13 protein-coding genes are annotated in these 14035 nt (G+C 32.9%); 6 read left to right on the forward strand and 7 right to left on the reverse strand.

Going from position 1 to position 14035, the window contains the following annotated elements:
• The coding region (locus HMPREF3267_RS08090; RefSeq protein ID WP_141758225.1) for a Rib/alpha-like domain-containing protein at positions 1-767 on the forward strand (767 nt) is incomplete at its 5' end.
• A gap of 115 nt (positions 768-882) precedes the next feature.
• On the opposite strand, the gene HMPREF3267_RS08095 is transcribed toward HMPREF3267_RS08090, so the two are convergent.
• Entirely contained in the window at positions 883-1071 is a 189-nt protein-coding gene (locus tag HMPREF3267_RS08095) for a hypothetical protein (protein WP_002459911.1), read from the reverse strand.
• Positions 1072-1094: 23 nt separating this feature from the next.
• Entirely contained in the window at positions 1095-2513 is a 1419-nt protein-coding gene (locus HMPREF3267_RS08100; protein ID WP_002479447.1) for a glycosyltransferase family 2 protein, read from the reverse strand.
• 179 nt (positions 2514-2692) lie between these two features.
• On the opposite strand from HMPREF3267_RS08100, the gene HMPREF3267_RS08105 reads away from it, so the two are divergent.
• A complete protein-coding gene (locus HMPREF3267_RS08105; RefSeq protein ID WP_062078511.1) occupies positions 2693-5884 on the forward strand; it encodes a CDP-glycerol glycerophosphotransferase family protein in 3192 nt (1063 codons plus the stop codon).
• 171 nt (positions 5885-6055) lie between these two features.
• Here HMPREF3267_RS08105 and folE2 read toward each other — a convergent pair whose 3' ends face one another.
• The 3 genes from folE2 to HMPREF3267_RS08120 are packed head-to-tail and all read right to left on the reverse strand — an operon-like array spanning position 6056 to position 7993.
• Entirely contained in the window at positions 6056-6937 is an 882-nt protein-coding gene (folE2, locus tag HMPREF3267_RS08110; RefSeq protein WP_002459907.1) for a GTP cyclohydrolase FolE2, read from the reverse strand.
• A 14-nt stretch (positions 6938-6951) separates the two neighbouring features.
• Complete coding sequence (gene bshB2 / locus HMPREF3267_RS08115; protein WP_062078513.1) at positions 6952-7617, reverse strand: bacillithiol biosynthesis deacetylase BshB2; 666 nt, start codon at positions 7615-7617, stop codon at positions 6952-6954.
• Between the two features lie 13 nt (positions 7618-7630).
• Complete coding sequence (locus HMPREF3267_RS08120) at positions 7631-7993, reverse strand: YojF family protein (RefSeq protein ID WP_002479444.1); 363 nt, start codon at positions 7991-7993, stop codon at positions 7631-7633.
• A gap of 264 nt (positions 7994-8257) precedes the next feature.
• Here HMPREF3267_RS08120 and hxlA point away from each other — a divergent pair, with 264 nt between their 5' ends.
• The 4 genes from hxlA to scdA all read left to right on the forward strand — a co-directional run bounded on the left by hxlA (position 8258) and on the right by scdA (position 12374).
• Positions 8258-8890, forward strand: a complete 633-nt coding sequence (hxlA, locus tag HMPREF3267_RS08125; protein ID WP_002479443.1) for a 3-hexulose-6-phosphate synthase — start codon at positions 8258-8260, stop codon at positions 8888-8890.
• 1 nt (position 8891) lies between these two features.
• The gene (hxlB, locus tag HMPREF3267_RS08130) at positions 8892-9440 is read left to right on the forward strand and encodes a 6-phospho-3-hexuloisomerase (protein ID WP_062078515.1); all 549 of its coding nucleotides are present in this window, start codon (positions 8892-8894) and stop codon (positions 9438-9440) included.
• 670 nt (positions 9441-10110) lie between these two features.
• Positions 10111-11523, forward strand: a complete 1413-nt coding sequence (locus HMPREF3267_RS08135) for an MFS transporter (RefSeq protein ID WP_002459902.1) — start codon at positions 10111-10113, stop codon at positions 11521-11523.
• A gap of 173 nt (positions 11524-11696) precedes the next feature.
• Positions 11697-12374 carry an iron-sulfur cluster repair di-iron protein ScdA gene (scdA, locus tag HMPREF3267_RS08140; RefSeq protein WP_002479441.1) on the forward strand — a complete coding sequence of 226 codons (678 nt, stop codon included), beginning with the start codon at positions 11697-11699 and terminating at the stop codon, positions 12372-12374.
• Positions 12375-12553: 179 nt separating this feature from the next.
• Here the strand turns inward: scdA and vraX are convergent, their stop codons facing one another.
• Together vraX and HMPREF3267_RS08145 are read right to left on the reverse strand one after the other, a co-directional pair.
• Positions 12554-12724 (reverse strand): C1q-binding complement inhibitor VraX, encoded by a 171-nt coding sequence (vraX, locus tag HMPREF3267_RS12615; protein ID WP_002479440.1) that lies wholly within the window; start codon positions 12722-12724, stop codon positions 12554-12556.
• Between the two features lie 150 nt (positions 12725-12874).
• Entirely contained in the window at positions 12875-14008 is a 1134-nt protein-coding gene (locus HMPREF3267_RS08145) for an FAD-dependent oxidoreductase (protein WP_062078517.1), read from the reverse strand.
• Positions 14009-14035: the final 27 nt, after the last annotated feature.

The raw sequence follows: 14035 nt of genomic DNA on the forward strand, positions 1-14035 counted from the left end.
ACTTTGGCACACCAACAACAACTGATGATGTAACCAAAGCGGTAACCGTGCCAAACTATCCAAGTGATAAACCAGTACCAAAAGTAAGTGTAGATGATCCAAGTACATTACCGAACGGTAAGACACCTGGCACATACACAATACCAGTGACAGTAACATATCCAGACGGATCAAAAGATCATGTAAATGTCACAGTTAAAGTAGGCGATCCAGATAGCGGAAAATATGAACCAAAAGTAACACCAATCACAAAAGATTTTGGCACACCAACAACAGCGGATGATGTAATCAAAGCAGTAACCGTGCCAAACTATCCAAGTGATAAACCAGCACCAAAAGTAACTGTAGATAATCCAAGTACATTGCCAAACGGTAAAACACCAGGTACTGTATATGTACCAGTAACAGTGACATATCCAGATGGATCAAAAGATCATGTAACAGTTTCTGTAACTACTAGACCAAATAAACCATCTGAATCAGTACAACCAGTTCAACCAAATGAACCAGTTCAACCAGCTAAAGACGCAACACCTTTAGTCGATGGAAATCATGTAACTGTTGATACGCAAAATCATGCAAAAACAGCTACTAACCAATCAACTCTAGATAATAAACATCAAGCACCAGCTAAAGCTTCTGAACAGAAATCTTTACCTGATACAGGTCAAAAAGAAACTACAAATACAACATTATTCGCTGGCTTGTTCGCAGCATTAGCTACAGCTATGTTTGTATCTAGAAAACGTCGTAAAGACAACAAATAATAGTCAGTATATTAGTATTTAATGTTTAATATAATGACATTAAATTGGCCTAGCGAGGAGACAAATTATTCCTCGTTAGGCCTTTTTTAATACAAAATTTTATACTTATAGTAGACTACTCATATAATTCTTCTATAGGAATCAACCGTCCTTCGCTATCTCTATGTAATCCCATACGTTCTAATATATCTTCTTCAGAGTCGATATTAGTCATATTAATCTTATAGTCTTCTTTTAATTTCTTTTGGTTTAAGAAAAACAATACTGCAAGTAAAATATTTGTAAATATTAATAAATTTTTCATTGCAATAGCTCCTGTTAGATAATTTATTTTACTTTCATAGAAAGAAATCCATTAATTGTCGGATAAAAAGTGATATCATTTGAAGGTAATGTCATATTTTTGTTGTAAGCATATCTAATATTTAATGGTTTATAGTTATCATATATAACGAATACATTATAAATGCCTTTGCTAAGGTCATTTAGAATTGTTTCAGGTAGTTTAATTGTTAACAAGTCGTGGTTGATTGAATAATCTGATAAAAATATAGAATGCATAAAATTTGATCGACTTGCTAATTGAATGCCACTAATTGAAAGTTCAGATAAATTATGGATTGCTAATTGTAAATAGACAGACTTTTGAACTTGTTGTAAATTTTTAGTTGTTGCAAGTGGGTCTCTCACTTCAAAACGATAATCGTCTACGCTTATTAGCGAATAATGTTGTTGATTGGGCTTAGTTAGAAGTTTAGCACCGCTATTGTACCAAGCAAAAAAGGCGTTAAATTTATCAACATCGTCGTGATAAATTGCATTTATTACATCATCATATTTATGAGCAACGTTTGGTATAATATAATCACGTATATATGGATGTGTGCATATTTTTTTAATAATATCAAACACGCTAATTTTTTGCGTGAAATTTAAATTAATAAACACTTTTGAATTACAATTATTGAATAAATCATATTCAACAATGCGTAATAAAAATTTATCTCTAATTTTTTTATCTGAGATGTTTAAAGCAGACTTAAATATGATGTAATCACTTTCTCTTTTTGTTAAAAAATCTGATTTTTTAACGATAGAAACATTATCTGTTGAACGATTTAAATAGTTAGCTACGATAGGCGTCGTTGTAACATGATGTGCATTCACAAAGGCAGTCATAAAGAATAATTTGTCCTCACCAAAATGTAAGTTCAGAGGAAATTGAATGTTATTTTCAATAATCAACGATCTTTTAATAAATTTGCCACTGGGTCCCATATAATAATAAAGATAGGGAATATCGCTGCCTGGTTTATCTATATGTTCATCAATCGTCATAAATTTGGCATGAACGGTTGTATTACCATCTTTATATTTTATTACTTTCGCAATAATCAGATCGGTATCGTAAATAACATATTTGTTGGCTATCTTTTCTAAAATATTTAAATCTAACCAATCGTCACCATCGAGGAAGTAAATATAGTGGCCATGACTTAATTGAATGCCTAGATTGCGCGGTGCGGATGGGCCGCCACTGTTAAGTTCTAACTGATGAATTGTAAGATTATTTGCATTAAATGTCTGTAGTTTATTAAAAGTATCATCAGTCGATTTATCATCGATGACTATTATTTCATATAAATCGTTATTTAACGTTTGGTTTATTACAGAATTCAATGTTTTTTCAATAGTTTTATCATTATTAAAGGTAGTCACTATTATAGAAAAAAATGGTTTATTCATAAAAACGGTCCTCAATATATTAATTATAATATTTTGTTTCTCGTTACATTATAACTTGTTAATTGATATAATGTAATTAGAATTCTGAAATTTACAATATTTTAACAATCATATGAGAATATAACTGATATTATAAAGCTTATTAGAGCTTAGCTATAAGGTAATTGGAGGGAAATGAGTTGCATAAAATAACACAAGAAGGCACGGTTTTACATATATTATTTGATAGACCGGACAAAGTGATTCACCGAATTTTTGTAAAAAATGAATTTGATTCTATTGAATATGATAATGCAAGTGGCAGTAATCACTTTAAAATCAATTTGTTAGAAGTTGCTGAACATTTTAAATCACAAGATGATCCTAAAATCTATATTATTGTGGAAGAATCTACTGATATTTTAACTACACAAAGAACTTTAAAGGTTTTCAACGAAGATTTTGAAGTGGAAAATTTAAGTGCTGTTGTTGAAAATAATTGTATCATTTATCCATACATTACTAAAAATGGCTTTTTACATTTATCAATGAGTGACTATGTGCCAAGTAAAATATATTTTTCTCGCAGACATATTGATTCCTTGAAAATGAATAATCGTCAAGCACAAATTGATGGACAGTTTGCGATTATAAACTCACATTTAACTACAACACATTTATTAATAAAAACGAGATTTACGGATAGAGAAAAAAGGATAGCCATTGTACCTCAATTAAATGGCAATAACAAGAATGCAGCAACATATGATTTTTCGGCAGATATTTATGATGAACTGATAGAATTCATGCAGTATCCATATGATAGTGGTGATATCATAGATATTTTTCTAGAAATACAAGTTCAAGAAGTATTAGAGCCGATTAAATATAAATTAGGAAATCCACGCATTTTAGCCGAGCGTTTTTTAAAAGGTGAAATCATAACGGAATACAATAATGAAATCATTTCAATTACACCATATTTCACAATGAAAGGGCGCAATCTTTCATTCAGAATTAACCGTTATAGTATCGAGAGTTATTTACAATATATAAACAATATTAAAAAAACCAACATACACCATATACTTAAAAAAGAACAAGAAAAGATTTGGGTGATTGGTGAAAAATCATATAAAGCGCAGGATAATGGGTATCATTTCTTTAAATATATGCGTACACATTATCCGGAACGACCTGTGTACTATGTTATTGAAGAAAGCTCAAAGGAAGCCGAACATGTGCTGCCTTTAGGTAATGTCATATTTTATAAGACACCAGAACATTTTGATATTATGCTTCAAGCAGACTATATTTGTTCGACACATCATCCAGAGCTACTATATCCAACAAACAGTCAAATATACACACGAAAAATCAAAGCAATAAAGGTGTTTTTGCAACACGGCGTTTTAGGAACAAAAAATTTATCACAAATTAATGGAAATCAATTAAAAGATTTTAATGTCGACCTCTTTGTAACAAGCTCGGAACGTGAAAAAGAAATTGTTGTCAGAGATTTGAAGTTTGATAATAATCAAGTTGTTGTGACAGGTTTAGCCAGATTTGATGAGTTATTTAATCCTGATAATCAGGTGAAGAATCAGCTGCTTATTATTCCTACATGGCGTGACTGGTTAATCAATAGTGAACAACTTATTGAGTCGGATTATTTGAGTAGAATCAATGCATTACTCTATAGTTCTAAAATCAAAGAGGTTGTTGACCAAGGTATAGAAGTTATTTTCTGTTTGCATCCTAACATGCAACCATTTATTGATTTATTTGATGTGCCTCCGTATGTCACATGCATTAGACAGGGTGACGTAGATGTTCAACAATTGATTAAAGAAAGTAAATTAATGATTACGGATTATTCAAGTGTCGCTTTTGATTTTAGTTTCTTGTATAAACCTGTGATATATTATCAATTTGATAAAGAAAGATTTCTAGGTAAAGATGGTTCGCATATTGATATTGAGCAGGAATTACCTGGTGTGATAGTTAATTCACTAGCATCATTAGAACAAAAACTTAGTCATTATGTTAATCATAATTTTGAGGTTGAAGATGAGATTAAAGCAAGGGCGAATCAATTTATAAAGTATCGTGATCAGCATAATAGCTGTAGAATTTATAAAGCAATCAGCTATTTTAAAGCACAGTATACTTTGAAAAATAAAGTTAAATATGATATTGTTTCACAGCATCTATTTAAACGGTTTAGAAAAAATAAATACTATTTCAAAACAATGGATAAGTATAATTCTGTAGTATCAAAAGTATTACCAACTAAAAAAGACTTAATTGTGTTTGAAAGTAATGTCGGAAAAACGGTTGGAGATAGTCCGAAAGTAATTTATGATACATTAAAGCAGTATCATCATCATTATGATATCGTGTGGGTGACAAATCAGGATTATCCTTTCAATGATCCACATGTGACAACTGTGGAAAGATTATCACCTGAATATTTCCATTATCTTTCTCGAGCAAAATATTGGATTAATAATCAAAATTTTCCATACTATCTTGCTAAGCCAAAAGACACCATCTATATTCAAACATGGCATGGAACACCTTTGAAAAAAATGTTAAACGATGTTGATACATTTGAAGGTAGAGATGAGGGTTATAAAGATCGAGTAAATCAGGCCATTAAAAATTGGGACTATCTTATTTCACCTAGCCCATACGCAAGTAAATGTTTTAAATCAGCTTTCAACTTTAAGAAAGAAATATTAGAAATAGGCTATCCTAGAAATGATATTTTTCACAGCAATAATGAAGCCCAACTAGAAGTAAAGAAAAAGATGATTAAACAAAAACTAGGCATTAAAGATCAGCGTAAAGTTATTTTATATGCACCAACATTTAGAGACGATGATATTAATAAAGCTAAAAAACACATCATTAAATTACACATGGATTTACAAAAAATGAAAGAAAATTTCGAGGAAGAGTACATTCTTATATTACGACCTCATATTATCATTAGTAATGCATTACATTTAGACGCATCATTAGATGAATTCGTAATTAATGCTAGTGCATATGATGATATTAGTGATTTATATTTAATCACAGATATTTGTATTACCGATTATTCTTCGGTTATGTTTGACTTTGCTAACACTAAAAAACCGATGTTATTCTTTACCTATGATTTGGATTATTATAAAAATCAATTAAGAGGTTTTTATTTTGATTTTGAACAAACTGCACCAGGACCACTGGTACGTACTAATGATGAATTAATTGATGCAATCAAACGAATAGAAACTGTTCGAGAACATTATGGTGAGAAGTATGATGCGTTTTATGAGCGATTTTGTCGATTTGAAACTGGTCATGCTGCCGAAGCAATTGTCAAAAGATTTTTCTTAAATTAAATCACGGTGTTACTCTTGAATCAATGATATCACTTAGTCATTAACAAAAGACAAATATTAAGACAATAAAAAACTGAGCCAAGCAACAGTTGTGTAAACAACCTTGTTTGGCTCATTATTTATGAATGAAACAATTCTGACAAACAATGCGATGATTATCAGGATTTATTTTTATGATTTACGATATTTTAAGCGAGCAAAAGCATCGTGCTGATGGATAGACTCTTCGTTACGACATTCAATATCAAAACCATCTATCCACTCAAAATCAACGAGGTCAGCAGCAATTAAGCGAATCAAATCTTCGACAAAACGTGGATTTTCATATGCGCGTTCAGTCACACGTTTTTCATCTGGACGTTTTAAAATAGGGTATAGGATCGAACTTGCATTCGCTTCCATGGCGTCCAAGATTTTCTCCTTGTAATCATCTACAATTTGTTCATCTTTATCTAAGTATGCTTTAACAGTAACAATTCCGCGCTGATTATGTGCAGAGTATTCACTAATTTCTTTAGAACATGGACATAGTGTAGTTACTGTTGCTTCTATCGTAAGCTCTTTACGGGTAATATTATTGCCTTCAATTGCCAGGCCATATGTGACATCTGCATTACCTACTGCTTTAATGTTTGTTACTGGACTATAGCGATCAAAGAACCATTTTCCTTTAACATCGACACCAGCTGAATTTTGTTTCATATTTTCTTGTAGTGTCCGTAATACTTGATACAATGTGCTATAGTCCAATTCTAGGCCATTACTGTAATGCTTTTCAACGCTTTCTAAGATTCTACTCATATTAATTCCTTTTTCATTTTGTGTTAAGCTAGTCGAAAAACTAAATGTTCCGGCTGTTTGATATTGATTAATACGAACAGGGTACACAAGGTTTTTTATACCAACTTCTTCAATTTCAAAAAGGAAATTTTTATGTGTGCTTTGTAAGTCTGTCATGTCTTGTTTCGTCGTTGGTTTTGTACCTTCGACAGGATCAACTGAGCCAAAGTGTTTCCAACGACCTTCTCGTGTTGATAAATCAAATTCAGTCATATTTCAAACTCCCCTTATGCTTTAAAATGATAAGTCCAGAATGGTTCTACTTCTAAGAAACTTTGCGTTTCACCATCAATTTCAGGACTTGCTAATTGTTTTAAAAACGGACCTGTTTGTGATGCATGAGCTTCAAATGCTTTTAATTTTAGTTCTTTATATTTTGAAATATCATTTAAAATATCTGGTTCTCCTAAATGTTCGATTGCATCATTACTAAATGCGACTAATTGTAAACGAGGGCGCTGTGCAGCGGGCATACGTTTTACAGTTCTAATCACAGCGTCTGCAGTAGCTTCATGGTCAGGATGTACTGAGTAATTAGGATAAAAAGAAATAATGACAGAAGGATGTGTTTCGTCAATTAATCCTTGTATCATTGCATCCATTTGCGCATGAGGTTCAAATTCTACTGTTTTATCTCGTAAACCCATTTTTCTCAAATTTGTAATTCCTAAAATATTTGCGACGTTGTCAAGTTCTTGCTCTCTAATATCTGGTAAGGATTCTCTTGTTGCAAATGGTGGATTACCTAAATTACGTCCCATTTGTCCTAATGTAAGGCAAGCATATGTTACAGGTACTCCTGCCCCAATATAACTTGCTATCGTCCCAGCAGATGAGAAGGTTTCATCATCTGGATGTGGAAATATAACGAGTACATGTCTTTCATCATTCATGACTGTACCTCCTCTATAATGTGAATGGCTTATCACTGATTTCAATAGTGGCAGCCAATTGTCCTTCATAATTAAATCCAGCAATTAAAAATTCATTATTATTGTTGACTTCGAAGTGTGTGAGTCCTTGTACATAGACCCAGCCACCATCACGAAGTTTGAGACCAACGCGGTAAGGATCTTTGCCTCCGCCTTTAAGTTGTGCGTGTTCATATGTGACTTGTATATTTCTTAAAAACGTCCCCGCATTAAAAACACGTTGGTCGAAATGGTTTGCATACGCACCATTTGTTGTTTCAACGTGTAAATAAACAGGTTTATTTTCGTATGATGTGAGTCTTTTTTGTACTTCTATTTCATTAATTGGTTCCAACACATTCACTCCTTGTGCCATACAACATGTTTATCATTCTATTTTACTAAAAAGAACAGCGTAATTGTATATCTCTGCTCAATTTATTTAAAAAAGTAACAATAACGTTGTCATTATACATATAGACTATGCGAATACTTCAGTTAAAAGTTAATTGTTAGAGAAAAATCTAGTCGTTTAAAAAAAGATGAGACGGGTAAACTGCTAACTAGAAATAGAAAAACAAATAATGATTTATATAACATTAATGTTGAAAGGATGTTTGCATTGGAATTACAATTAGCAATCGATTTATTAAACAAAGAAGAAGCGGCAGAATTAGCTAAAAAAGTTGAGGAATATGTAGATATCGTAGAAATAGGTACGCCTATTGTTATCAATGAAGGGTTACCAGCCGTTGAACATTTAAATAAAAATATAAATAATGCAAAAGTATTAGCAGATCTTAAAATAATGGATGCAGCAGATTATGAAGTAAGCCAAGCGATTAAATTTGGCGCAGACGTTGTAACTATTTTAGGTGTTGCTGAAGATGCTTCAATTAAAGCAGCAGTTGAAGAAGCGCATAAACATGATAAACAACTATTAGTAGATATGATTGCTGTTCAAGATTTAGAAAAACGTGCGCAAGAATTAGATGATATGGGTGCTGACTATATTGCAGTGCACACAGGTTATGACTTACAAGCTGAGGGACAATCGCCATTAGATAGCTTACGTAAAGTTAAATCTGTAATTAAAAATTCTAAAGTCGCCGTTGCTGGTGGTATTAAACCAGATACGATAAAAGAAATCGTTGCTGAAAATCCGGACTTAGTTATTGTAGGTGGCGGTATTGCTAACGCTGAAGATCCTGTAGAAGCGGCTAAACAATGTCGTGATGCGATTGAAGGTAAATAATATGTCTCAATTTACAAATTACCGTCTTATTCTTGAAGAGCTAGAGCGTACGTTATCACATGTTCAAGATGAACAATACGACCGTTTTGCGAATGATGTAAATGGTGCGCAAAGTATATTCACTGCAGGTAAAGGGCGTTCGGGCTTTATTGCGAATAGCTTTGCGATGCGTCTAAATCAATTAGGTAAAGATGCGTACGTCGTAGGGGAATCAACAACGCCGTCTATCAAAGAACATGATTTATTTGTAATCTTGTCTGGTTCAGGCTCAACAGCGCATTTACGTTTGTTAGCTGAAAAAGCCCAAACAGTAGGTGCTAAAGTCGTATTATTAACAACAAATCCTGATTCTCCAATTGGGGAGTTAGCAGAAACGGGGATTGAATTACCTGCTGGAACTAAATATAACGCAGAAGGTTCAGAACAACCTTTAGGCAGTTTATTTGAACAAGCTGCACTCCTGTTTTTAGATAGTGTGGTACTTGGACTCATGGATACGTTTAATATTGATGAAGAAACAATGCAAAATAATCATGCTAATTTAGAATGAAAATTTATATATAATATATTCATTAGCCCGTTGAAATAGTAAATTTCGATGGGCTTTATTAATTAAATGATGTGCTTAAAAGTCTTATTTTACATAAATGAGTTACTAGTAAAAAGAGCAGTAACCACGTTGGTTTTTAGCGAAATAGATACAAAATGCCATTCTAATCGAAATAAATAAATATTAATAAAAGTGAATACATATAGATTATACAAAATATTGCATATGATTGGATAAATATATAGCGGGTATAGTTAGATGACATATTATATTTTATATAACACCGGATTTATGTTGAAAAAACAATATAAATTTTTGACAACTTTTATTGCCTTTAAAGTGAGTATTCGCTAGATTGACAACATTTTTCAAAATCCTTAAGTCATTGATATTAATGGAGATATAAGCATTATTAAAACGAGTGGAAATATGCCGGCATCCCTATGTTTAACTATGCGATAGTGAATATTTAAAGTCAAAATGTAGCGGGCAATATTTCAACGCAATTTACTATAACACGATAAAGCATTAAAAATTTATATAAATATAATTAAAAATTCTGTAAAATGAATAAACTTGAATTTTAAAAATTAATTTTTCTTTAATCGATTTGACATTATAAATTAATAACGTATAATTATGTAACATATTACAAGGGAGTGTATCATTCATGGATTTCGAAAAAGAAAATATTAACATGGTAAACGCTCAAAAAGCCAAAAAAACTGTTATCGCAACAGGAATTGGTAATGCCATGGAATGGTTTGATTTTGGGGTTTATGCCTACACAACTGCATACATAGGTGCAAACTTCTTTTCTCCAGTTGAAAACGATCAAATTCGACTAATTCTTACTTTCGCTGCGTTAGCGATTGCTTTCTTATTACGACCAATTGGGGGAATTGTTTTTGGCGTTATAGGAGATAAATATGGTCGGAAAGTCGTATTAACAACGACAATTATTTTAATGGCGTTTTCAACGTTAACGATTGGTTTGTTACCCAACTACGATACTATAGGAATTTGGGCACCAATACTATTACTACTTGCTAGAGTGTTGCAAGGGTTCTCTACAGGAGGAGAATATGCTGGTGCAATGACATACGTAGCAGAGTCTTCTCCAGATAAAAGCCGTAATCGTTTAGGCTGTGGTTTGGAAATTGGGACATTATCAGGTTATATAGCAGCTTCAATTATGATTGCCATTTTAAGTTATTTATTAACGGCAGAACAAATGCAATCATGGGGCTGGAGAATACCGTTTATTCTAGGTTTATTCCTTGGTTTATTTGGATTATATTTACGTCGTCGCTTAGAAGAATCACCTATTTTCGAAAATGATATTGAAACGGCGCCACAACGAGATAATATTGGTTTTTTAACTATTATTCGTTACTATTACAAGGATATTTTAGTCTGTTTTGTAGCGGTTGTATTTTTTAACGTAACAAATTATACAGTCACTGCATATTTACCGACTTACTTAGAACAAATAGTAAAATTGGATGCGACAACAACAAGTGTGCTGATTACTTGTGTGATGGCTATTATGATTCCATTAGCACTTATGTTCGGTAGAATTGCAGATAAAATTGGTGAGAAAAAAGTGTTCTTAATAGGTACGGGTGGTTTAACACTATTAAGTATCGTTGCTTTTAGCTTATTGAATACTCGCTCATTACCACTGATTATTGTTGGTGTACTAGTATTAGGATTCTTCTTATCAACATATGAGGCGACAATGCCTGGATCGTTGCCAACAATGTTCTATACGCATATTAGATATCGAACATTGTCTGTAACCTTTAACTTATCAGTGTCATTATTTGGTGGTACGACACCACTTATAGCTGCTTGGTTAGTAAACTACACAAACAATATTTTAGCACCTGCATATTATTTAACTGCGATAAGCGTCATTGGTTTTGTTGTCATTTCATTACTGCATTTCAGTATGGCTGGAAAATCATTGAAAGGTTCTTATCCTAATGTCGATAGTGAAGAAGACCGTAGATACTTCGAAGAGCATCCTAAAGAGGCATTATGGTGGGTACAAGAACGTAAAGAAAAAGAAGACTTTTAGTATGACAATTAGACGTGCATGTCAATTTATGATGAATTGGCACGCACGTTATTTGTTTTTGTCGCTAAATTTGAATAAAAGGCGACGTCATTTTGTCAATCTTATGAACAGACTAGGTTATCGTGCTAACACGTTTTATAATATGGATAACTTATATGATAAAGGTGATTAATATGATAACGAAAGAAACAATTGTTGCAGAAGTAGTGACTGATTATCCAAAAGCAGCAGATGTTTTTAAGCATGCAGGCATAGATTTTTGTTGCGGTGGTGCTATTTCAATCGAACAAGCAAGCCAAAAGAGTAAATTATCGTTAGAAGCGTTGTTATCACAGCTTCAACAACTCGAAAGACAAAGTGAGCCAGGTGGCGGTTTAAATCCTAAATATTTAAGCGTGGCCTCATTGATTCAGTATATTCAAGCTGCGTATCATGAACCACTAAAGGAAGAATTAAAACAACTAACGCCATATATAACAAAAGTAGCTAAAGTACATGGGCCGCAACACGATTATCTCATTGAGTTAAAAGCGTTATATACCCAATATAAAAACAACATGACTGCACACACGGCACAAGAAGATGATCATGATTTTCCTAAAATGATTGCTTTTTCAAATGGGCAAGATGTTGCAGAAATAGAACAAATTATTCTAGATTTGAAGACAGATCATGATGAGGTTGGTCAAATACTGAAGAAAATGAATCAGCTAACAAATGATTATACAATTCCAAATGAAGCATGTAATACATGGCGCCTCGTTTATCAACGCCTCCAAGCAATTGAAAAAGCAACATATCGACATGTGCATCTTGAAAATCATGTATTGTTTAATAAATTACATGCATAACAACAAACAAGCACTGATATTCGCCAAAGGGGACAACTTTGGAATGAATTCAGTGCTTGTTTGACTTTAATAAGGTGAATTTAGGAATACTATTTGACGTTTGTTACATGATAGGGGGTCAGTAACATCGTACTTTTTAAGGGTGGATCCATGACGAAATAACATGGAGGCCAATGAGGTTAATAACTTAATTTCATGTTATCAACGTCATTTTCTAGTAGAGAGAGCAATTTATAGATTTCGTTTTTATTAAACGTTTCATCGAATTTTACCGTAATTGTCTTGAAGGTTCGCGTAATGATTTCGTAGATAGGGACACCGTTTTCTATATTTTGCTTGTGAATAATCATGTTGACTTGCTCCTCCTTTATCTCTCTACACTTCATATCTTACTGAATTTTTAATTCAAAATCATGAGCCCCAAGTACCAACTTTTAATACGACGTACTACGTATAATCTTCTACGACTAAATACTTAGAATACGCAATGCTATCAGTGATTATGCTTCACCTTTAAATAGTTTGACAAAACGTTCAGGACTATCTTGGCCTAGACAAATATCCAATAGTTCGTGTGATTCTTGTTGCTCTGCTTCACTTCTAGGGAACATTTGACTTTCGTATTCTTTGATTACTTCGTCGAAATGATTGTAATTTTTAGCGATGCCTTCTGCTAATTCTGCACCATCTAGCATAGCTAAGTTAGCGCCTTCACCAGATGGCGCCATTAAATGTGCAGCGTCACCAATTAAAGTGATGCCTGACTTAGGTTCCCAGCGATGTTTGTCAGGTAAAGCATTGATTTTTCTAGCTACGATATTTGAATCTGACTCAGTTAACAATGCAGTAATTTCTGGTGCCCAGCCTTTAAATTCAGCTAAAATCGTTTTGATCGTTTCTGTTTTATTAGAAAAATCTATGCGATTAATCCAATCTAAATCACGGTTCATTTCTATATAAGTGTGAATAATATTATTTGCTTCGCGATGAGCTACAAAACCTTTTCCAGGAGAAAGGGCATACATCGCTCCTTCACCAACAATTTCAGCTGTTTTAGGATGTTTGTTATCAACATCGTGTAAATAAGTTTCAATAAAGGTTGTACCTACATAATTCGGTGTAATATCTGTTAATAATTTGCGTACTTTTGACCATGCACCATCTGCGCCAATTAATTTTGTAGTGTTTATAAAGCTTTCATCTCTAAATACGACTTTATATTCTCCGTGTTGAATTTCTTCTATATGATCTACTTTTTTATTCCATTCAATTGTTTCTTCTGGAAGTGAGTGAATTAAAATTTGGCGTAAGTCACCACGTAATACTTCAGGACGTCCATTTTCTTCATCAGCAGGCACCTCTAGAAGTAATTCTCCATTGGTATCTACAATTTTTGCTGCATCGGCACCTTCATGAATAATCGAATGAAATTCATCCATTAAATTAGCCTTTTCTAAAGCAACCTGACCATTATATTCATGAATATCTAATTGACCACCTTGTGTACGAGCATTCGGCGATGCATCTGCCTCATAGATTTTTGAAGGTATGCCATTCACATATAACACACGGGCAAGTGTTAAACCACCGATACCGCCACCAATAATTGTAATAGGTTCTTTTACTTTATTCATCATAAAACTCCTTTAAAACTCAATAAT

Origin of the sequence: Staphylococcus sp. HMSC62D11, from assembly GCF_001839145.1 — a bacterium.
GTDB classification, from domain to species: domain Bacteria; phylum Bacillota; class Bacilli; order Staphylococcales; family Staphylococcaceae; genus Staphylococcus; species Staphylococcus lugdunensis.